Here is a 22,179-nt window from a genome sequence, read left to right on the forward strand (position 1 = left end):
CGGTTCGCCTCGACACGCCGAAGCCGGTTAGCGTTCGGGCATGACCGATACGACTGCTACTCGCACCACCGGCGCCGTCGCCGCCGGCCTCGCCACCCTCGCCGCGGACGGCACCGTCCTCGACACCTGGTTCCCCGCCCCCGAGCTCGTCGCCGAGCCGGGCCCCGCCGGTACCGAGCGCCTCACCGCCGAGCGCGCCGCCGAGCTGCTCGGCGCCTCCGCGCCGAAGGCCCTCGGCCCCGACGCCCGCCGCGGTGTCGAGGTCGTCGCCGTCCGTACGGTCATCGCCTCGCTCGACGACAAGCCGCTGGACGCCCACGACGCGTACCTGCGCCTGCACCTCCTCTCGCACCGCCTGGTCCAGCCGCACGGTCAGAACCTGGACGGCGTCTTCGGCCTCCTCGCCAACGTCGCGTGGACCTCGCTCGGCCCGGTCGCCGTCGACCAGCTGGAGACGGTGCGGCTGAACGCCCGTGCGGAGGGTCTGCACCTCCAGGTGACCTCGGTCGACAAGTTCCCGCGCATGACGGACTACGTCGCGCCCAAGGGCGTCCGTATCGCCGACGCCGACCGCGTCCGCCTCGGCGCGCACCTCGCCGAGGGCACCACGGTGATGCACGAGGGCTTCGTGAACTTCAACGCCGGCACGCTCGGCACCTCCATGGTCGAGGGCCGCATCTCCGCAGGCGTCGTCGTCGGCGACGGCTCCGACATCGGCGGCGGCGCGTCCACCATGGGCACCCTCTCCGGCGGCGGCAACGTCCGCATCGTCATCGGCGAGCGCTGCCTGGTCGGCGCCGAGGCGGGCGTCGGCATCGCGCTCGGCGACGAGTGCGTCGTCGAGGCGGGCCTGTACGTCACGGCGGGCACCCGCGTCACGATGCCCGACGGCCAGATCGTCAAGGCCCGCGAGCTCTCCGGCGCCAGCAACATCCTCTTCCGCCGCAACTCGGTCACGGGCACCGTCGAGGCCCGCCCGAACAACGCGGTCTGGGGCGGCCTCAACGAGATCCTCCACAGCCACAACTGATCACGTACGACTGAGCGCCCTTCCACGGCCCCGGGGCCGTAGAAGGGCGCTCAGTTCATCACGCACCTACAGCAACCTGGTACACGGCTGAGTTCGGTACCTGTCCATGAAGCGCACCAATGTCTACGCCGACCCGGAAGACCTCGCGATCATCAAGAACGATTGGCCCCTCTGATCCGCACTCACACGGATGACCTTGCGTGACTTCTGGGCCGTTCGGGTGGATAGGCAGGTGGATAAGCGGGTCGGCACATCGGACAACGAATCAGGGCGAGGGACGGCATGACAGCACAGCAGGTACGGGCGCTGGCCCGATGGATCACCGGATGCGGTGCGCTTCTCATGGCGGTGGGGCTGCCCGCCGGGGCGGCGCACGCCGACGAGACGCACAACAACTCGCACAACGCCCCCCGCGTGATGCTGTTCTCCGTGGGTCAGATCGACGACCCGATGGAGGACGTCCTGGAGCACACCGCGATCCTCGGCAGGATCGCCGTCTCGGGCTAGTCCTCCCGGGTCAGTGCCTCGTAAGCCTCCAGCAGCCCGTCGACCGTCGTACGGCCGGCGGGCCGCAGCGGTTCCCGGACCGGGCCGGCGGGCAGTCCGAGCGCGCCGAGCAGCCCCTTCGTGGTGACCGTGCCGGGCAGGCCCGACGCCATGGACAGTGTGATCAGGGGCAGCGCGCGCCGGTGCGCCAGGGCCGCGCCGGCGGTGTCGCCCGCGTCGTACGCGTCGACGACGGCCCGCATGGCGCCGGGTGCGGCGTTGGCGACCGTACTCACATAGCCGGCGCCGCCCACGGCGTAGAGCGGCAGGTTCAGTTCCTCACAGCCCGAGTAGTAGGCGAGATCCGTCCGCGAGATCACGGTGGCGCTGCCCAGCAGGTCGTACGCGCAGTCCTTGACCGCCGTGATCCGTGGATGCCCGGCGAGGCGCAGCATGGTCTCCACCTCGATGCGGGTGCCGGTGCGGCCGGGGATGTCGTACAGCATCAGCGGGACGCCGACCGCGTCCGCGACCCGTCGGAAGTGCGCTTCCACGGCGTCCTGCGGCGGTCGGCTGTAATACGGCGTGACCACCAACAGACCGTCCGCGCCGGCCCGTTCGGCTTCCCGCGCGAGCTCGACCGTGTGCCGGGTGTCGGCGCTCCCGACGCCCGACAGGACCGCTGCCCGGTCACCGACCGCTTCGGACACGGCCCGTACGAGCGCGCTCTTCTCGGCGTCGGTGGTGGTCGGGGACTCGCCGGTGGTGCCGTTCAGCACGAGGCCCTCGCAGCCGCCTTCGGACACCAGGCGGTCGGCGAGCGACTGGGCGCCGTCGATGTCCAGTGCCCCGGAGGAGGTGAAGGGCGTGATCATGGCGCACAGGGCGCGGCCGAAGGGGCCGCCTGACGCGGTCGTCCGGGAAGTCATACGGGAAGTCTCGGCCCTCGGACAGTGAAGGTCCACTTAGATTTTCTTGGCTTGAGTGGCAAGCAACGCTGAAATGTCCTGGGGTGGCCGGTGGCCGTCTGGCATGATCGCCGGGGGCGCGGCAGGCCGTGTCAAGGGGAGGTACTGCTCGATGAGCGAACAGCGTGTGGCACTGGTGACGGGCTCGTCCTCGGGGATCGGTGCGGCGGTGGCCCGCCGGCTCGCCGCCGCCGGAGTCCGGGTGATCGTCAATTCCGCCCACTCGGTGGAGGCGGGGCAGGCATTGGCCGGCGAACTGCCCGGGGCACGCTACGTCCAGGCGAACGTGGCGGTCGAGGACGACGCGAAGCGGCTGGTGGCGGAGGCGGTCGCGGCGTACGGACGCCTCGACATCCTGGTCAACAGCGCGGGTACGACCCGATTCATCCCGCACGACGACCTCGAAGCCGCGAGCCCCGACGTCTGGCGCGACATCTTCGACGTCAACGTCATCGGTGTCTGGCAGACGATCGCGGCGGCGGCCCCGCATCTGCGGGCGGCCCCGGACGGCCTGGGCTGCGTGGTCAACGTGTCCTCGCAGGCGGGCGTGCGGCCGGGCGGCAGCTCCATCCCGTACTCCGTCAGCAAGGCGGCCGTGAACCACATGACGAAGCTGCTGGCCAAGACCCTCGGGCCGCGGGTACGGGTCAACGCCGTCGCGCCCGGCATGATCGACACCTCGTGGTTCGACGGGCTCGACGGGGCGGACAAGGCGATGGAGGAGGTGGCGGGGGCGGTGCCGCTGGGCCGGGTCGGCAGGCCCGAGGACATCGCGGAGGCGGTCCACGACCTGACCCGCGCCGCGTACATCACCGGCGAGGTGCTCCTCGTCGACGGTGGCGGACACTTGCTGTGACAGCTGCACGGGGGAGTGGGAACGTGGGAAAGCGCAGAGCCGGTGGAGCAGTGTGGGCGGTCGCGGGGGCACTGGCGCTGTCCGGATGCGCATTCCTCGTACCTGACGGTGAGGGGGAAGCGACGCCGACACCCACGGCGAAACCGGTGCGGACGCGGAGCGCCACGGCTGCCCCTGGCCCGCCGGCCTCCGGTTCCCCCTCGGTGGAGCCCCGGCCGGCCGGCTGCTCGTCCGGCGCGCCGGAAGTGTCCATGGGCGAGGTGCAGGCGGCCCTCGGCCACCGGGCCGTCGGACTCACGCTGACCAATTGCGGCAAGGATCCCTACCAGGTCTTCGGCTACCCGAGCGTCCAGGCACTGGGCACCGACGGCAAGGTACTCGACGTCTGGGTGAAGCGTGGTTCCTCCTACATGGGCACCGACAAAGGCCCCACTTCGGTGATCCTCGACCCCGGCGAGAGCGTGCGGTCTCTCCTTTCCTGGACGAGCAACCCCAAGGGCGGACGACTGCAGCAGGCGTCCGCCCTTGAGATCGCCCCGGCCGCCGGCGAGAAGGCGCGGAAGTTCCCGCTGGAGGGCAGCGATGTCCGCACGGTGGACGAACTCACCCTGACCGCCTGGCAGGCGGCTCCCACCGACTGATCCCGGCCGATACCGACCGACCCCGACCGGCTCAGAGCGCGAGCTTGAACCCGTCGTGGCTGCGCGCGAATCCCAGCGACGCGTAGAAGCGGTGCGCCTCGGCGCGCCGCTTGTTGCTCGTCAGCTGGACCAGCGCGCAGCCACGCTCGCGGGCCCGCTCCACGGCCTGCTCGATCAGCTCCCGCCCGAGCCCCGCACCGCGCCGGTCCGCCCTGACCCGTACCGCCTCGATGAGGGCCCGCTCGGCGCCGTGCTTGCCGAGACCCGGGATGTACGTCGCCTGGAGGCAGCCCAGCACGGTGGCGCCGCTCTCGTCGGTCAGCACCAGCATCTCGTTGCGGCTGTCCCTGTCGATCGCTTCGAAAGCCCGCTCGTACGCCGCGTCGACGACGACCGACGCCGGGTCGACGACCGTCTCCTCGTCGGCGAGGAGGGCGAGTATCGCGGGGAGGTCGTGGCGGGTCGCGGTACGGAAGATCACGACCAGGATTCTGACACGCCTGACCTCGACCGAGCTTCGGGTTCGAGGACGGTGAGCACGAGAGCGCGTCGCACCGGCGCGCCGAGCGGGGGAGATGCCGCCATGTCCGTACGCAGCGCGCAGGTCAACACCCGTCCCACGATGGACCGTCCGGACGCCGGAGTCGTCATGGTCAGTACCTGGCGGGTCGGTACACCCGAGCGGCAGAGGGCCACGGTGGAGGCCGTCGCCAGGGCGTGGCAGAGCCGGCCGTGGCCCGACGTCGGGCCGCTCTCGTACAGCGTGTACACCGGGGCGCGCTCTACCGCAGCACGGAGCCCGCGCCCGGCGGGCGGGAGCGCGAGCCGGGATGCGTCGTGATCGTCGACGTCGAATTCGACGGGCCGGACACCGCCCGGCAGCGGGGACTGGGTGGACACCGTCTTCGAGGCGCTGGAAACGGACCCCGGCCTGCACCCCGGCGGAATCGCCGGGCACTTCCACGTCGGTACGGACGGGACGCGCGTGCTCAACTACGCGGAGTGGGAGGGCGCCGAGGCGCACATGGAGGCGCTGGGCGGGACCGGCGGGGTGGGCGCGGCGACGCCGCAGTGGCAGAAGGTCCACGGCTGCCCGGGTGTGACCGGCGGCCGGGTGGAGCGCTACACGCCCGCGCTCAGCCTGAGCGCGGGCGTGTAGGGAGCACCCGGAGACTACGGGCGGAAGCGGATGACCTGGGGGTCGTGGTCGCTGTTCTGCTCGGCGAACTCCGCGTTGATGTGCACGCTGTCGTAGCTGAACCTGTCGATCGACGGGCTCGTCAGGATCTGGTCCAGGACCTGGCTGTTGCCCTGGAAGACGTACGAGTAGCGCTCGGAACGGGGCAGGGACTTGACCGCCGGGTAGAGGGCGCCGTCCGCCGTCAGGGCCTTCGTCGTCGCCGAGAACTCGAAGTCGTTGATGTCACCGAGGACCAGTACGTCCGCGTTGCGCTGCGCCTTGAGGATGTCCTTGACGAAGGTGTTGACCGCCTGCGCCTGCTCCAGCCGCTTGACCTCCGACTTGCGCACCGGCGGCTGGTGGTGCGACGGCAGTCCCTCGTCACCGCCCTTCGAGCCGAAGTGGTTGGCGATGACGAAGACCGTACGGCCGCGGAAGGTGAACTCACCGGCCAGCGGCTTGCGGCTGCTCTCCCAGGCCGCGTTGGCCGGGTCGATCCGGCCGGGGGAGAGGGTCAGGGCCGCGCGGCCCTTCTCCCGTACGACACCGGTCGTCGTGGTGGCGTCGCCGCCCGCGCGGTCGGTGAAGGAGACCCGCTCGGGGTTGAAGAGGAAGACCTGGCGGATGTTGCCGCCGGGCTCGCCGCCGTCCTGGTTGTTGACCGGGTCGATCGTGCGCCAGGCGTACGACGGGCCGCCGGCCGCGGTGATCGCGGCAGTGAACTTCTTCAGCGTCTCCTCGGCGGAGACCGTGCCGTCGTTCTTCGCGCCGTTGTCGTCCTGGATCTCCTCCAGGGCGAGGATGTCGGGCGAGGCGAGGTTGTCCACGACCGCCGCGGCCAGCGCGTCGAACTTGTCCTGCGGGTCGCTCGGGTCCAGGTTCTCGACGTTGTACGTCGCCACCGCCAGCTCGCCGCGGCGCTGCGGCCGGGTCGACTCGCGCTCCAGGCCGCGGTCGGTGACCGTGCCGAGCGTGCGGGCCGTCAGCGTGTAGCCGCCGAACTGGTTGAAGTCCAGGGGGCCTTCGGTCGTACCCGAGAGCACATCCCCGACGTTCGCCTTCGGGAACGGCTGCTGGGAGATCGGCGCCAGCTGCTGGATCTGGAGCCGGCCGGTGTTCTGCGAGGTGTACGAGCCGTAGACCGCGCCGCCGCGCCGGCTGTCGTTCTCGTGGGGCTTCACCGTGACCCACAGCTCCGCGTACGGGTCGGTCGCGCCGACCACGCGTGACGAGCCGATGCGGATGTTGCTGCCCTCGAGCGACTCGTAGTAGTCGAGGGCGTACGCCGACGGCTTCAGCGCCAGCGCGTTGATGCTGCCGCCCGCTGCCGGGTCCCCCTCGGGGGCGTAGACCGAGGGAACGGACTTCGCCGAGACGGTGACCGGCGCGGGCAGTGCGTTGCCCGAGGAGACCACGGTCACCGCCGGCTTGGCGATCTGGGTGAGGGACTGGTTGCCGGAGGCCGTACCGCCGGGGATGTACTCGCCGACCGTGCCGGACACCTTGACGGCGTCGCCGACGGCGACGGTCGGCGCGGAACTGGTGAAGACGAATATGCCCTCGCTGGTGGCGTCGTCGGCGTCGGCCTGCGGGTCCTGGAACCAGAAGCCCTTCGAGCCGTACGTCCGCACACCTGTGACGATGCCGGACACGTCGCTGACCTGCTGTCCCACGAGCGGGGATATCCGGGTGGTGCCCTGAATGTCGTGGATCCGCGTCTCGGCGGTCGCGGACGAGACGGTGTCGGTGGCGGACGCGGACGAGGAGCTCGCCAGCAGTCCGCCGGCCAGCGCGGTGGCTACGACGGCCGCGACGGCGGCGGATCTTGAGAGGGAGGAACGGGCAGTCATCTCGTGGCTCCGAGTGCGATGGATGAGGGGTGGAGCAAGTTCTACGCGCGTCAATCTCTTGTGTACGGCGGTGGGTTGTCAAGGGTCGCCGGGTGTACGGGTCCTGACGGGTACATGAACCCGGTGGCATGGGGTCAAATGCGTCTACGCTGGGGGCCGCCCGACCCGTATGCGCCAAGGAGACCCCCCAGATGTCCGGTGACCGCCCGTCCCTGCCGCCGGTGCGGCTCCACTCCGACGCCGAGCTGGCACGGGAGGCGCTCACCTCGCCGCTGCTCGCGCGCGCCGCGCGCCTCGCCCGCTGGGCCGGGCCCGCGACCCGGGTCGGCGCGGGCGGTGAACTCGTCGACGAGCAGCTGCCCGAGGCCGCCGGGCACCTCGGGCTCACCGCCGACGAGGACGGCGCGGCCGAGGCGAGCGAGGCCTGGCGCCTCGCCGTCGACGCGGGGCTGGTCGAGGTGGCGGACGCCGAGCAGGGCGTGGAGGGTGACGCCGAAGCCGCCGGTACGGTCACGGTGGGCGAGAACCTGGCGCTGCTCACCTCGGGAAGCCCCCAGGACGTACTCGCCATCTGGCTCGAGGCCTTCGACGCCGTCTTCGCCGACGCCACCGCGCCCGTCCTGGACGACCTCGCCGATGTCATCGACGACGACGGGCAGGTCGACTTCGACGCCCTGGAGTGGGAACCGGAGGCGGAAGCCCAGTTCCTCGAGGGCGTACTCGGCAACCTGTACCTGCTGACCGTCTCCGAGGGGGGCGCGGCGGAGGGCCCCGTGCCGCTGCCGGCGCTGGCGGCCTCGATGATCGTGCCGGACGACATGGGCGAGCCCACCGACGACGTACTGGAACAGGTGTCGGACGCGATGATGCGGCTCGACGACCAGTTCCGGGTGCTGGAGCCGATCGGGCTCGTCGCCTACCAGCCGGTCGACGAGGCGCTGATGGCGGAGGAGGGTGCGGAGCCCGAGCCGCCGGCCGACGACGAGGACGTGACGCGGTACGGAATGGTCGGACTGACCCCGCTCGGCCTGTTCGGGGTCAGGGCCCGCATGCTCGAAGCGGGCGTCGACGCGCCGGCGGTCGGCGACCTCGCGGACCAGGGCGCGGAGGCGCTGCTCGACGGCATCGCGTACTTCCCCGAGGCGTCCGCGGGTGCCGAGACGCAGCTGTGGCTCGCCCGGCGCGAACCAGCTGTCGCAGCACGGGAGTTGCTCGCGTCCGCGCGGGGCACGGACGGCGGTGCGCCGCTGCGCAGGCTCCGCAGCCAGCAGGCTCTGTCGCTGGTCGGCCCGGAGGCGGAGGACGCGGTGCGCGAAGTGCTCGACGACGCGGAACTGGGCGGTCTGGCGCGGGTCTGGCTCGCCGAGCACGGCGCGTCGGACGTGCCGTCGCCGCCCGAACCGATGATCTTCTGGCTCGCGATCGACACCATCGCGGCGCAGCTCGACGCGGGCGGCGAACCCGACGAACTCCAGGGCCTGGTCGCGGGGCTGACCGGCCGGCACAGCGGCTTCTTCGACGCGGCGTGGCGGGTGGACCACCCGGCCACGGCGGATGTCCTGGAGGCGATGGGGCGGCTGCACCCGGACAAGAAGGCGGCGAAGGAAGCCCGTAAGGCCGCGTTCAAGGCGCGTTCGCGCAGCGGGGGTTGAGGGGCGCGGGCGGGACGGAGGCGCGTGAGGGTGCGTGGCTCTGCGGGCGCGTCCTCAAACGCCGGACGGGCCGGAGCCGGGCCACTTTCCAGCCCCTCCGGCATGTGAGGAGCGGGGCCCGGGCGGAACCCCGTTTCGGGAAGGGGCGGGCAGGGGACAGCGCCGCAGGCAACCCGCACCCGCACGGCCCGCCCGCCCACGCACCCCGCCCCACCCGACTCAAGTCCGCAGGTATGAAGCCCCGTTGAGGTCCAGCACCGCCCCCGAAGACCACTCCGCCCCCGGCGACGCGAGCCACATCACCGCGCCCGCGATCTCCTCCGCCGTCGCCACCCGTCCGAACGGGCTCTGTGCCCGGATCGCCTCGCCCTCCGCCCCGCTCAGCCGGTGCGCCACACGCTCGGTGTCGAAGAATCCGGGCGCGACGGACGCCACCCCGATGCCGTACGGCGCGAGGGAGACCGTCAGCGACTGGCCGAGCGCGTGCACCGCGGCCTTCGTCGCCCCGTACGCCGGGTGATCCGGTTCCCCGCGGAACGCGCCGCGCGAGCCGATGTTGACGATCCGGCCGCCCGTGCCCTGGTCGATCATGCGGCGGGCCGCGAGATGGCTGAGGTTGGCCGTGGCGAGCAGGTTGACCGACACATGACGCTGCCACGCGGCCGCCCACTCGTCGTACGGCGTCTCGGCCAACGGGTGGCGCTCGTTGACGGCCGCGTTGTTCACCAGAACGTCGATCCCGCCGAGCCCCTCCGCCGCCAGGTCCGCGACGGAGGCCGCGCCCGCCGGGTCGGACAGGTCGCCGCCGGCGAGGACATGGCCCGTACCGGGCAGGCCTTCCAGCGTCCGCAGGGCGTCCTCGCGCCGTGAGCCGTAGTGCACCGCGACGCGGTCGCCGCCCGCCGCGAAGGCGTGGGCGACGGCGCGCCCGAGACCGCGCGACGCGCCACTGACGAGAACGCGACGGCCGGAGGACGGCAGCCGGGGCGGCTGTTGTGGCTGTCGCGGCGCCGGGTGCGGGGGCAGGTGCATGACGGTGGCCTCTCGTACGACGGGCAGTGTTCAGCCCCCGTTTATACGCGCGCGCGAGCCTGAGCCCGAAAACACGTGCCCCTCACGGGCCTCAGGAGGTACGCATGACGATCACCCGCAGGGACTTCGCCAGACGCTCCGCGCTCACCGGCGCCTCGGTCGCGCTCGTCGGCAGCGTCGGCGCGCTCGCCACCGCTCCGGGAGCCCTCGCCGCCGACGACCCGGCGGAGGCCGGCGGTGCGGGCGACGAGGCCCGGAAGGGCGGCCACGGCCCCGGCTACGGGCCGCTCGTCCCCGACCCCGAGGGCGTCCTGGCCCTGCCGGCGGGTTTCTCGTACCGGATCATCACCCACTCCGGTGTCACGAAGCTCGAGTCCGGCGAGTACACCCCGTCCAACCACGACGGCACCGCCGCGTTCGAGGGCCCGCGCGGCACGACGCTCCTCGTCAACAACCATGAGCTCAAGGGCGTGCGCTCCAAGTGGAAGCACCCCGTGCCGCTCACCGAGGGCCTGGTGTACGACCCGGCCGCGTCCGGCGGCTGCACGGTGGTCGAGGTGCACCGGGGCGGCGAGGTCGCCGAATGGGTCGGCATCGCGGGGACCTCCACCAACTGCGCGGGTGGCAGCACCAGTTGGGGCACCTGGCTGACCTGTGAGGAGAACTCCGACCGGGCCGGCGAGAACGGCATGACCAAGGACCACGGCTACGTCTTCGAGGTCGACCCCTACGACCGGCGCGCCAACCGGAACCCCGAGCCGATCAAGGCGTTCGGCCGCTTCGACCACGAGGCCGTCGTCATCGACCCGAAGCGCGGCCACGCGTACCTCACCGAGGACGACTCGGAGCCCAACGGACTGCTCTTCCGCTGGGTCCCGCCGCACGGCTTCAAGCACGGCCGGGGCCAGCTCCGCAAGCTCGCCGACGACGCGGGCACGCTGCAGGCCACCAAGTGCTTCGACTCCGGCGGCCGGTTCGTCGACGACCTGTCGCGCGCCACGCGCATCGGCACGGTCTACGGCGTCGACTGGATCGACGTACCCGACCGGGACGGCAGGACGGTCCCGGTGCGCGAACAGTTCGACGACGGGGACATTACGCGGGCCCGCAAGCTCGAAGGCATGTGGTGGGCCGACGGCGGCGCGTACATCGTCTCGTCGTACGCCCGTGACGAGAGCCCCGGCGAGCCGCACGACGGCCAGGTGTGGTTCTACGACCCGAGGCGCCGCACGCTCACGCTCAAGGTGCTGCTCGGTACGGGCGGGCAGTTCGACGGCCCGGACAACATCACCGTTTCCCCGTACGGCGGCCTGGTCGTCGCGGAGGACGGCGAGGGGGGCCAGCACCTCTTCGGCGCCACCGAGAGCGGCCGTACGTACCCCATCGCCCGCAACGAGCTCAACACGGGGACCGAGACCGAGCCGGAGTTCAGCGAGTTCACCGGGGTCGTCTTCTCACCCGACGGAAAGACCCTCTACGCCAACATCCAGGACCCGGGGCTCATGATCGCCATCACTGGTCCGTGGCGCCGCCGTCGCCCCCGCTGACCGCGAGGAGTTCGGCCAGCTCGCCCTCGTGCTCGCGGATCAGGTCGGCCACCGGCTCCTGCTCCCACCACGGCACGGGGGCGGCGCGCTCCGCGCACCAGGCGAGGGCCTCGGGCATGCTCGGCCGGTCGGCTGGGGCGGTGGCCAGGCAGGCGGCGAGGAAGCCGGGCCATTCGGCTCCCGGCACGCCGACGAGGTCGGGGCCGTCGTGCAGGGTCCGCTCGGTCACCTGCTCGGCGCTGCCCGACCCGAACGGATTGCGTCCCGTGCTGGAGAGCGCGAGGAGCGCCCCCAGCGCGAACACATCGGCGGGCGTGTCCGCCCGGCTGCCCGGCGTCAGCTCCTCGGGAGCGACGAAGCCGAGGAAGCCCGAGCCGGCGGGGTCGAGCCCGGCGGAGCGGCCGACGGTGCCGAAGTCGATGATCTTCGGGCCGCGATGGGTGATCAGGACGTGGGCCGGCTTGAGATCCAGGAGAGCGGGGCCCGCGCCGTGGATCGCCGACAGGGCCACGGCGATCGCCGAGCCGAACGTACCGAGGTCCGCCGGGCCCAGTGGGCCCGCCGTGGTGATGGCCTCCACGAGCGGCGGCCCCACGCAGAGCTCGGCCGCCAGCCAGGGCTGCTCGTCCTCCGTGCCCGCGTCGAACACCGTCGCGGTGAACGGCCCGCGGACGCGGAGGGCGGCGGCTGCCTCGCGGCGGAAGCGCTCACGGAACCGGGGGGCGGCGGTCAGCCGCTCGTGGACGGTCTTGAGCGCGACCAGCCGCCCGGCGGGGTCCCGTGCCAGGTGCACACGCCCCGTACCGCCCTCACCGATCAGCGAGATGGTGCGGTACTCCGCGCGCTCGGCCATGCCGTGGTCCCTCCGGTCGTACGCGATCGTGATCGTGAACCAGTGTCCCGGACGTCAGCTGCGACGCGTACACAGCACCTGTTTCGTGTGGCACTCCCTGCCCTTGCGACGCTTCCTCGCGCTTCCTCGTGCCTCGCGCCTCCCGCGCGGTTCCGCTAAAAACCCGTGGCGTAAAAGGAGCTTGCTCTCCTAAAGTCATGCACGCGTCCCGGTGCGCAGGCCGCGGCTACTTCCTTCCATGAAATTACGCCGCTGCCACATTCGATCTCGGGAGGCTCAGCAAATGGGGTGCCCGGTGCGCAGGCAACGGTTACTTCTTCGGAACAGCGGGTCGCGGGTTCGAATCCCGTCATCGACTTCGGGTCGGTGTAGCTCAGCGGATAGAGCAGCTGTCTAGTCCGTCGCCGACTTCTCGAACGACCTCGGGCACCCCATTTCAGCTGCGCTTCCCCCATGAATTCGGGGGAATTCAGATGTCTCGTTTCAATGCCCGGAAGAAAGCGTCCCGGGCCACCTCGCCCGTGAAGTCGACCGGGCAGGTCATCCCTACCCACGAAGGCGGCCGGGGGCACCTGCGCGACGCCCGGTCCGAGCTTTTCCTGCTCGCCGTCGCCAATTTCGTTTCGCAGCAGACCTTTTACGAGACCGGCGAGGCCAGGGACGACCGGTTCGCCGCGCTCGTACGTACGCTCGCCGTCCAGGACCCGGCGTGGACCGCCGGTCTGCTCGGCTGGCTGCGCGGCGAGGGCAACCTGCGTACCGCGTCGATCGTGGGCGCCGCCGAGTACGTCAAGGCGCGCCTCGACGCGTCCGCCGACGGCCGCGCCGCCGACCCCGAGGGCCCGACGAACCGGCAGGTCGTCGCGTCCGTCCTGCGCCGCGCCGACGAGCCCGGCGAGCTGCTCGCGTACTGGACCTCGGTGTACGGGCGAAATGTGCCGAAGCCCGTAAAGCGCGGCATCGCTGACGCCGTCCGCCGTCTTTACAACGACAGGTCGCTGCTGAAGTACGACACGGATTCCAAGGGCTTTCGCTTCGGCGACGTCCTGAACCTCGTGCACGCGGGCCCGGACCCCGCGAAGGCGCCGTGGCAGGGAGAGCTGTTCCAGTACGCCCTCGATCGCCGGCACCACCCGGAGACCGCCGTTCCGCCCGCGTCGAGCCGGACGCTGACCGCCCACCGGGTGCTGATGGACGTCCCGGCCGCCGAGAGGCGCGGCGTTGTCACCGCTCCCGGCGGGGCGGAGCGGCTCGCGGCGGCGGGCATGACCTGGGAGGCGCTCGCGGGCTGGCTGCAGGGGCCGATGGACGCCGCCGCCTGGGAGGCCGTCATCCCGTCGATGGGCGTGATGGCGCTGCTGCGCAATCTGCGGAACTTCGACCAGGCCGGGGTCTCGGACGAGGTCGCGGCCCGGGTCGCGGCGAGGATCTCCGATCCCGAAGCCGTGGCGAAGGCGCGGCAGTTCCCGTTCCGCTACCTCGCCGCGTACCAGCACGCGCCGTCGCTGCGCTGGGCCTACCCGCTGGAGCGGGCGCTCGGGCACTCGCTGGCCAACGTGCCCGCGCTGGGCGGCCGGACGCTGGTCCTGGTCGACCGCTCGGGGTCGATGTTCTGGTCGCCGCTCTCGGACCGTTCCGAGCTGAACCGGGCGGACGCGGCGGCGGTTTTCGGCGCGGCGGTGGCGATGCGGGCCGCCGACGCCGATCTGGTCGAATTCGGCACATCCAGCGCGTCCGTTGCGTACCGCAGGGGCGAGTCGGTGCTGAAGGTCCTGGAGCGCTTCGGCGACCTCGGCGGCACCAACACCGCCGAGGCCGTGCGCCGTCACTACCGCAAGCACGACCGCGTGCTCATCGTCACTGACGAGCAGGCCGCGCCCGGAGTCCGGGGCGGCCCGGCCGGGCTGATTCCGGCGAACATTCCGGTCTACACCTGGAATCTCGCCGGGTACCGGGCCGGTCACGCTCCGTCCGGAACACCTGGTCGGCACACCTTCGGCGGCCTTACGGATGCGGCCTTCCGCATGGTGCCGCTGCTGGAGGCCGGGAGGGCCGCCGACTGGCCCTGGGTGAAGTGATCATGGACGGGCATGGCGTGGCGGCCTCGCGGGGCGCATACTCTCAACTAATGACAAAGTCAGCCGGAGCCCGGCGCTACCTGCCGTCCAGTCCCTTCAACGTCCCCGCCGCGGACGCCCCCCCGATCGAGGTTTTCGAGGTGGGCGACCGGGTTTCCCATGATCAGTTCGGACTCGGGAGGATCATCGCAGTCGAAGGAGATGCAGCGGTTCTCATCGACTTCGCAGGGCGGCAAGGCCGCATCCTGAGCCCCTTCACCAAGCTGACCAAGCTCTAGATCCCCTCCGGCGCGCGAGCGCTAGAGGGCCTGGGCTGCCGGCTTGACCATGCCGCGAACGGTGCGACTCTTCACGAAGTCGCCCATCGCGGTCATTTCCCATTCTCCAGAGAACTGCTTGATCAGCTTTGCCATCATGACCCCCGTCTGCGGCTCGGCGCCCGTCAGGTCGAAGCGGACCAGTTCCTCACCGGTCGCCGCGTCCAGCAGTCGGCAGTAGGCCTTCGCCACCTCGGTGAACTTCTGTCCCGTGAAGGAGTTCACCGTGAACACGAGGCCCGTCGCCTCCGGGGGGATGCGGCCGAGGTCGACGGTGATCGCCTCGTCGTCGCCCGCTCCCTCACCGGTGAGATTGTCACCGGAGTGCTTGACCGCGCCGTTCAGGATCGACAGCTTGCCGAAGTAGCAGCTGTCGAGGTGCTTGCGGTTCCCGTCGTACGCGATGACGGACGCGTCGAGGTCGATGTCCTTGCCCCGGAACGCCGGCTCCCAGCCAAGCCCCATCCTGACCTGGGACAGCAGCGGCCGGCCGCCCTTGACCAGTGAGACCGTCTGGTTCTTCTGGAGACTGACCCGGCCCTTGTCGAGGTTGATCTTCCCGCTCGCGGCAGGCGCCGCGGGCGGGGCGGCGGGGGCCGCAGGAGCCGCGGGGGCGGCCGCGGCCCGCGGGTCGGCCACCGGAGGCGCGGAAGGCGCCATGGGGGCCTGAGCGGCCGCGGGAGCGGCCGGAGCGGCGGGCTCCTCCACCGAGACGCCGAAGTCCGTGGCGATGCCGGCGAGCCCGTTGGCGTACCCCTGGCCGACCGCGCGCACCTTCCACGCGCCGTTGCGGAGGTAGATCTCCACGATCACCAGCGCCGTCTCGGAGCCGAGCTGCGGGGGTGTGAACGTAGCGAACGCGGCGCCGTCGTCGGCGCCCCGCACGGTGGCGGTGGGCTCGATGCCCTGGAAGGTCTGGCCCGCGGCGTCGGGGCTCGCCGTGACCACGATCTTCTCGATGCCCGGCGGTACCGCCGAGGTGTCCACCACGATCGCGTCCGGGGCGGTGCCGCCGCCGGAGCGGTAGGTGACACCCGGCCCGGCCGGCTGGTTGTAGAAGATGAAATCGTCGTCCGAGCGGACCTTGCCGTCAGCGGTGAGCAGCAGGCCCGATACGTCGAGCCGCACCGGGGCGGCAACGTCCACGGCCACGCGGGCGGTGGGAAGCGGAATGTTCGAGCCAGGCGTCATTGCGGTCATGCCAAAGCTAACGACCGGCACGCCTTTGCCGTTCCCTTACCGTCACCCGTTTACTGTCACCTGTTGCGCGGGTGATTCCTCGCGGCCCGCTCGTTGCCGTGCTTGTACGCCCCTGTCCAGCGGGCCATGACGAGCTGTCCGTCCCCCGCCGCGACCTCGGCCAGGAACTTTTCCGCGCGGGCTCCCCGCAGGCGGCCGGCGGTGCGACCCTGGTGCGTGATCACGACTTCGCCGTCGCCGAACGGCTCGTAGCTGAATCCATGAGGGCGTGGCATGCGGGCATGATGCCCGCTGTCCGCTCGCCGAGTCGCGTGATTTTCAGTGGGGCCACAGCGGCGGACTGGTGCAGAACGGACCGCCCAGGTTCGCGTGGTCCGGGTTGGCCGGGTCGAGTTCGCCCTGGTCCGCGATGAGCTTCTGCGCGTACTGCTCGGAGTCGTCCCGGGGCTCGTACCCGATGGCCCGGGCGGACTCCAGGTCCCACCACAGGCGTGTGTTGGCGGAGGATCCGTAGACGACACGGTGGCCCACGTTCTCAGCGGTGAGCGCGGCGTGGAAGAGGCGGGCGCCGTCCCCCGGGCTGAGCCAGATCGACAGCATCCGCACCGAGCTGGGCTCCATGAAGCAGGAGCCGATCCGCACCGACACGGTCTCGACGCCGTGCAGGTCCCAGTAGAGCTGCGCCAGGTCCTCGCCGAAGGCCTTGGAGAGGCCGTAGAACGTGTCGGGGCGGTGCGGGGTCTCGACGGGGATGAGCGGTGCCCCCTCCGCCGGGACCGGGGTGAAGCCGACCGCGTGGTTGGACGAGGCGAAGACGATCCGGCCGACGCCCTCCTCGCGGGCCGCCTCGTAGAGGTTGTACGTCCCCTCGATGTTGGAGCGCACGATCTTCTCGAACGGCGCCTCCAGCGAGATGCCCGCGAGATGGATCACCGCGTCGACGCCGCGCACGGCCTCGCGCAGCGCCCCCTTGTCCGCCAGATCGGCGGTCACCGCGTCCGGTTCGCCTTCTATGGGCGTGGCGTCGAAGAGGCGCAGCGCGTAGCCGTACGCCGGAAGGAGGCCGCGCATCAGGGTGCCGAGACCTCCTGCGGCGCCGGTCAGCAGGACGGTGCGGGGTGCGGGCATCGGCAGGTCTCCTCGTGGCGCGGTACGCGGGTACGCGATGGTCGGCATGGGCCGCAAGGGGCAACAGCGCCATAGTCGCATCCATGGACTGCATTCACATGCGTGGACAAGTTAGGGAGTGGTGGCGAACCCCGTCAAGTGTCGCGCGGAGGCGCCGGATCCGCTCCGGCATTGGTGTTTCTTGTCTTGACCGTCCCCTAGTGGCTGCTTTAGCGTGGCGGCGTTCAGGGATATAGACGCGGATCATAATTGTGCACGCACAGGGAGCGCCCGTGACCTCAGCCCCGCTCGCCGGCCGACTCGACGGCCTGCTCTTCTTTCCCGTCACCGCGTACGGGCCGGACGGCGGCCTCGACGTCGACGCTTTCCGCGCACATGTACGGCGCGGCATCGAGGCCGGCGCCGCAGCCGTGTTCGCCTGCTGCGGCACCGGAGAATTCCACGCCCTGACGCCGGAGGAATTCCGCACCTGCGTCGCCGCCGCCGTGGAAGAGGCGGCCGGCCGGGTCCCCGTCGTCGCCGGAGCCGGATACGGCACCGCGCTCGCCGTCCGGTTCGCGAAGGCAGCCGAGGAAGCGGGCGCCGACGGGCTGCTCGCCATGCCCCCGTACCTCGTCGTCGCCGACCAGGCGGGGCTGCTGCGCCACTACACCGAACTGGCCGCCGCGACTTCCCTGGACGTCATCGTCTACCAGCGCGACAACGCCGTCTTCACCCCCGAAACGGTCGTCGGACTCGCGCGCGTGCCCGGCATCATCGGACTCAAGGACGGTCACGGCGACCTCGACCTGATGCAGCGCATCATCGGCGCCGTACGCCGCGAACTGCCGGAACACCCCTTCCTCTACTTCAACGGCCTGCCCACCGCAGAACTCACCGGGCTCGCCTACCGGGGCATCGGCGTCACCCTCTACTCCTCGGCCGTCTTCTGCTTCGCGCCCGACATCGCGCTCGCCTTCCACCGGGCCCTGAACTCCGGCGACGACGACACGGTAAACCGCCTGCTCGACGGCTTCTACGGCCCGCTCGTCGAACTGCGCAACCTGGGCCGCGGATACGCCGTCTCGCTCGTCAAGGCGGGCGTGCGTCTCACCGGCCCGGACGTCGGCGAAGTGCGGCCGCCGCTGAGCGAACCGGACCCCGCGCACGTCAAGATGCTGGCCGAGCTCGTCGAGCACGGCCGGGCCCTGATCGGCGCCGGCGCCGGAGGCACCGAGAGCGGCAACGGCGGCAACGGCGACGGCGCGCAGGCGTGAAGGCCGCCGTTTTCCTCTACCCGTGGGACGTCGTCGGCGACCCGGACGCCGCCGCCCGCATCGCTGACCTCGGCGTCCAGCAGGTCACCCTCGCCTCCGCCTACCACGCGACCCGGGCCCTCACCCCGCGCCACCCCCGCCACCGCGTCGTCACCGCCGAACACGCCGCCGTGCTCTACCCCGTCGACGAGGACCGCTGGTCGGGGAGGAGCCTGCGGCCGTACGCCGCCGGGAGCTGGGCGCCCACCGCCGACCCGTACGGCGAGGCGGCCGAAGCGCTCGCGGCGGCCGGGCTCGACGTCCGTTCCTGGGTCGTCCTCGCCCACAACTCCCGCCTCGGTGCCGACCGTCCGGACACCTCCGTCGTCAACGCGTACGGCGACCGCTACCCCTGGGCGCCCTGCATCGCCCAGCCCGCCGTGCGCGGCTACCTCACCGGCCTCGCGGCGGAGGCGGCCGTACGCCCCGGCGCGCACGGCACCGAGCTGGAGTCCTGCGGGTGGTACGGCCTGGCCCACCTGCACGCGCACGACAAGACCGCGGGGGTGGCGTTCGGGGACGCGGCGCAGTACCTGATGTCGCTCTGTTTCTGCCCGGACTGCCGGACCGGGTACGGCGAACACGGTCTGGACGCGGGGGAGCTGCGGGGGTCCGTACGCCACGCCCTCGGCCCCGCCTGGGACGCCGGATCGTCCGACGCCGGATGGCAGGCGGTCGAGAAGCTGATCGGCGCCGCACCCGCCGCCGCGACCCTCGCGTGGCGCACCCGCACCGCCCGTACGCTCCAGGAAGCGGCCGTCGCCGCGGTACGGGCCGACGCGCCCCCCGGGTTCCAGGTGCTGCTGCACGCCGATCCGTCGGCGTACCACTGCGGGGCGAACGCCGGTGTCGATCCCCGGCACATCCTCGGGGTCGCGGACGGTGTGGTGGTGCCGTGCGCCGGCGGCCCGGAGCTGCTCGCGCCGTTCGTGGAGCACAGCGGTCCCGGCGCCGCCACCGTCGTCGCCGCCAACCTCGGCGTCGTCTCCGGCATGGGCGGAAGCCCCGCCACGCTCGCCGACGACGCCGCCCGCGCGGCGGCGCTCGGCGCGGACGAGCTGCGGCTGTACCACGCCGGACTGGCTTCCGACGCCGACCTCAGGCTCGTACGCGCCGCCCTGCGGTAGAGGCGGTCGGCGGGGCATCCGAGGTGGGGGCGCGGGATCCGCTGACGCCGTATCCGGGCTCGCGGCGCTCCGGAGCGGTTCCTGGACCACCTTCCTGGACCACCGGCACCCGGCACCCGGGTTGGTTTCCGGCCAACGTGTCGATTAAGTTAGGCCAGCCTTACCTAAAACTACGTGACTGAAACCAGCGGAATCAGATGGGGAACAACGTGAGCACCGAGGTCTTCCGGGACGCCTGGGGAATTCCCCATCTCCGCGCCGGCACCGCGCACGAGCTCGCCTTCGCGCAGGGCCGCAACGCCGCCACCGACCGCGCCTGGCAGATCGAGGTCGAGCGGCACCGCTCGCAGGGCACCACCGCCGCCTTTCTCGGCCCCGACGCCGTCGCCTGGGACGTGTTCGCGCGCCGGTCCCGGCTCGACGACACCGCCCGGCGCTGCTTCCGCGCGCTCGACGCGGACACCGCCACGTGGATCACGCGTTACGTCGACGGGGTCAACGCCGGGTTCCCCGAAGGGGCGCTCCGCGCGCCCGAGTTCGCCGCCACCGGACTGGCCCCGGGGAAGTGGGAGCCGTGGACGCCGCTCGGCATCTGGCTGTCCACCCACATCCTGTTCGCCGGCTTCCCCACCAAGCTGTGGCGCGACGAGGTCGCCCGCAGACTCGGCGACGAGGCGATCACCCTGTTCGCCACCGACGGCCCCGGCACCTCCGGCAGCAACGGCTGGCTCGTCAGCGGCGAGCGCACCGCCGGCGGTGCTCCGCTGATCGCGGGAGACCCGCACCGGTTCATCGAAGACCCGGGCGTCTACCAGCAAGTACGCCTCGCGTGCCCCGAGTTCGACGTCGTCGGCCTCGCCGTCCCCGGCATCCCCGGCATCGCCCACTTCGGCCACGCCTCCACCGTGGCGTGGGCCATCACCAACGCCATGGCCGACTACCAGGACCTCTACCGTGAGCGACTGCGGCGCACCTCCGACGGCGCCGGTGTGGAGGCCCTCGGCCCGGACGGCTGGCGGCCCGCCATCGCCCACACCGAGACCATCGAGGTGGCCGGCGGCGACCCGGTCGAGACCGAGGTCGTCGAGACGGAGCGGGGCCCGGTCGTCATCGGCGGCCCGGGCGAAGCCCTGACGGTCAGCCTGCGCTGCCCGACGCGCGTGTACGAGGACCTCGGCTTCGCGGCGCTGCCCGCGCTGCTGAGGGCGCGCACCGTCGCCGATGTGGACCGGGCGTTCGAGCGGTGGGTCGAGCCCGTCAACGTCGTACAGGCCGCCGACACCGAGGGCGGGCTGCTGCACCGGGTGGCGGGCCGGGTGCCGCTGCGCCACCGCGACAACGGGCTGCGCGTCGTACCGGCCTGGGAGGCGGCGTACGCCTGGCGCGGTGAGGACCTGCCGCTGCCCCGCGCCGACGTCGACGGCGTTGCGGTGATGGCGAACCAGCGGGGCCTTGCCGCGCCGCTCGGCGTCGAGTTCGCGCCGCCGTACCGGGCCGACCGCATCGGGCAGCTGCTCGGCGGATCGAAGGCGTGGACCGCCGACGGCATGGCGGGCATCCACACCGACACGTACCTCGCGTCCGCCCGGCCGCTGCTCGAAATGGTCGTGGGCCTGCGAGGACTCAGCGCGCGGGGCGCGCGGCTGCGGGAGCGGCTCCTGGCATGGGACCGCCGGATGGAGGCCGGCAGCACCGACGCCACGGTGTACGCCGCGGTACGGACGGAGGTGGTGCGGCGGATCGCGGCCCACCCGGACCTGGCCGCACTGACCGAGCCGGTGGCGGACCCGGCGTACCCCGGGATCTTCCTGCCCTGGCTGGCCCTCACCTCGCGCGTCGGCTTCGCGCTGGAGACCCTGCTGACGACCGGTCTGCTGCCCGGCATCGACAGACCCGGCATCGTCGCGGCGGCCGTCGAGGCCGTCGCCGCGACCGACACGGAGCCGGCCGCCTGGGGCGACGTACACCGCCTCGCGCCGTGGCAGGCGCTGCCCTCGGTGCCGCCCGGCGGGTGGCCGGGGGTGGCCGGGGACCACGACTGCGTGCTGTCCACCTCGAGCGTCCCCGGTGTGACCGACCGCTGCGCGCGGGGGCCGGCCGCCCGCTACGTCTGGGACCTCACGCGACGCGAGGACAGCCTCTGGGTGGTGCCGCTCGGCGCGTCCGGCGTCCCGGGCGACACGCACCACCACGACCAACTGCCCTTGTGGCTGCGGGGCGAACTCGTACCCGTCACCACTGACTGGAACCGTCTGACCAAGGAGTCCCGATGACCACGCCCCTCACCGCCGAGCCCGTGTACGAGCAGGAGATCGACGGCTTCGGGACGGTCCGCCTCGTCCCGGTGGATCCGGCGCGCGACGCCGGGCTGCTGCACGGCTGGGTCACCGAGGAGCGGGCCCGGTTCTGGGGCATGGGCGAGGCGACGCGCGAACAGGTCGAGGAGATCTACGCGCACCTGGACTCGCTCACCACGCACCACGGGTACCTGGTCCTGCGGGACGGCGTCCCCGTCGCGCTCTTCCAGACGTACGACCCCGAGGCCGACCGGGTCAGCGAGTGCTACGACGTACGGCCGGGGGACTTCGGGGTGCACATCTTCGTCGGCCCTGCCGGCGGCGCGGCGCCGCAGCGCGGCTTCACCGCGAACGTCCTGGCGGCGGCGACGGGCTTCGTGTTCGCGGACCCGGGCGTTGAGCGCCTCGTGGCGGAGCCGGACGCGCTCAACGTCAAGGCGGTGGCGCGGCTGGAGGGGGTGGGGTTCGAGCTGGGGCCGGAGATCGTGATGCCGGAGATCGATCTCCCGGAGGTCTTCCTCCCGGAGAAGCGGGCCCGGCTGGTCTTCCTCACCCGCGCGGCCTACGAGGCGTCCCGCGCGGCGTGAAGGGGTCCGGGGCGGGCGACGGGTACACGTAGGGAAGAGCCGAAAAGATGCCCCC

Annotated in this window: 22 protein-coding genes; 13 read left to right on the forward strand and 9 right to left on the reverse strand. The window is 71.9% G+C overall.

Going from position 1 to position 22,179, the window contains the following annotated elements:
• The first annotated feature begins 40 nt into the window (after positions 1-40).
• Together dapD and ACWIHY_RS19475 are read left to right on the forward strand one after the other, a co-directional pair.
• Positions 41-1,030 carry a 2,3,4,5-tetrahydropyridine-2,6-dicarboxylate N-succinyltransferase gene (dapD, locus tag ACWIHY_RS19470; RefSeq protein WP_138898376.1) on the forward strand — a complete coding sequence of 330 codons (990 nt, stop codon included), beginning with the start codon at positions 41-43 and terminating at the stop codon, positions 1,028-1,030.
• A gap of 282 nt (positions 1,031-1,312) precedes the next feature.
• Entirely contained in the window at positions 1,313-1,537 is a 225-nt protein-coding gene (locus tag ACWIHY_RS19475; protein WP_454376873.1) for a hypothetical protein, read from the forward strand.
• Here ACWIHY_RS19475 and dapA read toward each other — a convergent pair.
• On the reverse strand, positions 1,534-2,445 hold the full coding sequence (gene dapA / locus ACWIHY_RS19480; protein ID WP_454376874.1) for a 4-hydroxy-tetrahydrodipicolinate synthase: 912 nt from the start codon (positions 2,443-2,445) through the stop codon (positions 1,534-1,536). The two genes, ACWIHY_RS19475 and dapA, sit on opposite strands and share 4 nt — an antisense overlap.
• Positions 2,446-2,596: 151 nt before the next feature.
• On the opposite strand from dapA, the gene ACWIHY_RS19485 reads away from it, so the two are divergent.
• Complete coding sequence (locus ACWIHY_RS19485; protein WP_454376875.1) at positions 2,597-3,340, forward strand: SDR family NAD(P)-dependent oxidoreductase; 744 nt, start codon at positions 2,597-2,599, stop codon at positions 3,338-3,340.
• 203 nt (positions 3,341-3,543) lie between these two features.
• Positions 3,544-3,981 carry a DUF4232 domain-containing protein gene (locus ACWIHY_RS19490; RefSeq protein ID WP_454376996.1) on the forward strand — a complete coding sequence of 146 codons (438 nt, stop codon included), beginning with the start codon at positions 3,544-3,546 and terminating at the stop codon, positions 3,979-3,981.
• Between the two features lie 31 nt (positions 3,982-4,012).
• Here ACWIHY_RS19490 and ACWIHY_RS19495 read toward each other — a convergent pair whose 3' ends face one another.
• Together ACWIHY_RS19495 and ACWIHY_RS19500 are read right to left on the reverse strand one after the other, a co-directional pair.
• Positions 4,013-4,462: an N-acetyltransferase family protein gene (locus ACWIHY_RS19495; RefSeq protein WP_454376876.1), complete on the reverse strand. Its 450-nt coding sequence runs from the start codon at positions 4,460-4,462 to the stop codon at positions 4,013-4,015.
• On the reverse strand, positions 4,459-4,881 hold the full coding sequence (locus tag ACWIHY_RS19500; RefSeq protein WP_454376877.1) for a hypothetical protein: 423 nt from the start codon (positions 4,879-4,881) through the stop codon (positions 4,459-4,461). The genes ACWIHY_RS19495 and ACWIHY_RS19500 overlap by 4 nt, the downstream gene beginning before the upstream one ends.
• Between ACWIHY_RS19500 and ACWIHY_RS19505 the strand changes: the two genes are divergently transcribed.
• Complete coding sequence (locus ACWIHY_RS19505) at positions 4,874-5,140, forward strand: hypothetical protein (protein WP_454376878.1); 267 nt, start codon at positions 4,874-4,876, stop codon at positions 5,138-5,140. The two genes, ACWIHY_RS19500 and ACWIHY_RS19505, sit on opposite strands and share 8 nt — an antisense overlap.
• A 14-nt stretch (positions 5,141-5,154) precedes the next feature.
• Here ACWIHY_RS19505 and ACWIHY_RS19510 read toward each other — a convergent pair whose 3' ends face one another.
• Positions 5,155-7,011 (reverse strand): endonuclease/exonuclease/phosphatase family protein, encoded by a 1,857-nt coding sequence (locus ACWIHY_RS19510; RefSeq protein ID WP_454376879.1) that lies wholly within the window; start codon positions 7,009-7,011, stop codon positions 5,155-5,157.
• Positions 7,012-7,202: 191 nt separating this feature from the next.
• Here ACWIHY_RS19510 and ACWIHY_RS19515 point away from each other — a divergent pair, with 191 nt between their 5' ends.
• Positions 7,203-8,663, forward strand: coding sequence for a hypothetical protein (locus ACWIHY_RS19515; protein WP_454376880.1), 1,461 nt, complete (start codon positions 7,203-7,205; stop codon positions 8,661-8,663).
• Positions 8,664-8,882: 219 nt separating this feature from the next.
• On the opposite strand, the gene ACWIHY_RS19520 is transcribed toward ACWIHY_RS19515, so the two are convergent.
• The gene (locus tag ACWIHY_RS19520; RefSeq protein WP_454376881.1) at positions 8,883-9,695 is read right to left on the reverse strand and encodes an SDR family NAD(P)-dependent oxidoreductase; all 813 of its coding nucleotides are present in this window, start codon (positions 9,693-9,695) and stop codon (positions 8,883-8,885) included.
• A gap of 104 nt (positions 9,696-9,799) precedes the next feature.
• Between ACWIHY_RS19520 and ACWIHY_RS19525 the strand changes: the two genes are divergently transcribed.
• Positions 9,800-11,242 carry an alkaline phosphatase PhoX gene (locus ACWIHY_RS19525; RefSeq protein ID WP_454376882.1) on the forward strand — a complete coding sequence of 481 codons (1,443 nt, stop codon included), beginning with the start codon at positions 9,800-9,802 and terminating at the stop codon, positions 11,240-11,242.
• On the opposite strand, the gene ACWIHY_RS19530 is transcribed toward ACWIHY_RS19525, so the two are convergent.
• Positions 11,208-12,095 (reverse strand): protein kinase domain-containing protein, encoded by an 888-nt coding sequence (locus tag ACWIHY_RS19530; protein WP_454376883.1) that lies wholly within the window; start codon positions 12,093-12,095, stop codon positions 11,208-11,210. The two genes, ACWIHY_RS19525 and ACWIHY_RS19530, sit on opposite strands and share 35 nt — an antisense overlap.
• Positions 12,096-12,568: 473 nt before the next feature.
• On the opposite strand from ACWIHY_RS19530, the gene ACWIHY_RS19535 reads away from it, so the two are divergent.
• Both ACWIHY_RS19535 and ACWIHY_RS19540 read left to right on the forward strand, forming a co-directional pair.
• A complete protein-coding gene (locus ACWIHY_RS19535) occupies positions 12,569-14,173 on the forward strand; it encodes a TROVE domain-containing protein (protein ID WP_454376884.1) in 1,605 nt (534 codons plus the stop codon).
• 50 nt (positions 14,174-14,223) lie between these two features.
• On the forward strand, positions 14,224-14,451 hold the full coding sequence (locus ACWIHY_RS19540) for a hypothetical protein (protein WP_454376885.1): 228 nt from the start codon (positions 14,224-14,226) through the stop codon (positions 14,449-14,451).
• A 21-nt stretch (positions 14,452-14,472) separates the two neighbouring features.
• Here ACWIHY_RS19540 and ACWIHY_RS19545 read toward each other — a convergent pair whose 3' ends face one another.
• Genes ACWIHY_RS19545 through ACWIHY_RS19555 form a run of 3 tightly spaced genes read right to left on the reverse strand, consistent with a single transcriptional unit; the run spans position 14,473 to position 16,818 of the window.
• On the reverse strand, positions 14,473-15,690 hold the full coding sequence (locus tag ACWIHY_RS19545) for a TerD family protein (protein ID WP_454376886.1): 1,218 nt from the start codon (positions 15,688-15,690) through the stop codon (positions 14,473-14,475).
• Positions 15,691-15,746: 56 nt separating this feature from the next.
• Positions 15,747-15,965 carry a hypothetical protein gene (locus tag ACWIHY_RS19550; protein WP_454376887.1) on the reverse strand — a complete coding sequence of 73 codons (219 nt, stop codon included), beginning with the start codon at positions 15,963-15,965 and terminating at the stop codon, positions 15,747-15,749.
• A 43-nt stretch (positions 15,966-16,008) separates the two neighbouring features.
• Positions 16,009-16,818 carry an NAD-dependent epimerase/dehydratase family protein gene (locus ACWIHY_RS19555; RefSeq protein WP_454376888.1) on the reverse strand — a complete coding sequence of 270 codons (810 nt, stop codon included), beginning with the start codon at positions 16,816-16,818 and terminating at the stop codon, positions 16,009-16,011.
• Between the two features lie 272 nt (positions 16,819-17,090).
• On the opposite strand from ACWIHY_RS19555, the gene ACWIHY_RS19560 reads away from it, so the two are divergent.
• From ACWIHY_RS19560 to ACWIHY_RS19575, 4 genes are all read left to right on the forward strand, one after another.
• A complete protein-coding gene (locus ACWIHY_RS19560; RefSeq protein WP_454376889.1) occupies positions 17,091-18,074 on the forward strand; it encodes a 5-dehydro-4-deoxyglucarate dehydratase in 984 nt (327 codons plus the stop codon).
• Positions 18,071-19,240 (forward strand): hypothetical protein, encoded by a 1,170-nt coding sequence (locus ACWIHY_RS19565; RefSeq protein WP_454376890.1) that lies wholly within the window; start codon positions 18,071-18,073, stop codon positions 19,238-19,240. Before ACWIHY_RS19560 ends, ACWIHY_RS19565 begins: the two co-directional genes overlap by 4 nt.
• A 209-nt stretch (positions 19,241-19,449) precedes the next feature.
• Positions 19,450-21,513 (forward strand): penicillin acylase family protein, encoded by a 2,064-nt coding sequence (locus ACWIHY_RS19570; RefSeq protein WP_454376891.1) that lies wholly within the window; start codon positions 19,450-19,452, stop codon positions 21,511-21,513.
• On the forward strand, positions 21,510-22,124 hold the full coding sequence (locus ACWIHY_RS19575; RefSeq protein ID WP_454376892.1) for a GNAT family N-acetyltransferase: 615 nt from the start codon (positions 21,510-21,512) through the stop codon (positions 22,122-22,124). The genes ACWIHY_RS19570 and ACWIHY_RS19575 overlap by 4 nt, the downstream gene beginning before the upstream one ends.
• Positions 22,125-22,179 lie beyond the last annotated feature (55 nt).

The organism is Streptomyces sp. NPDC055287, from assembly GCF_053646035.1.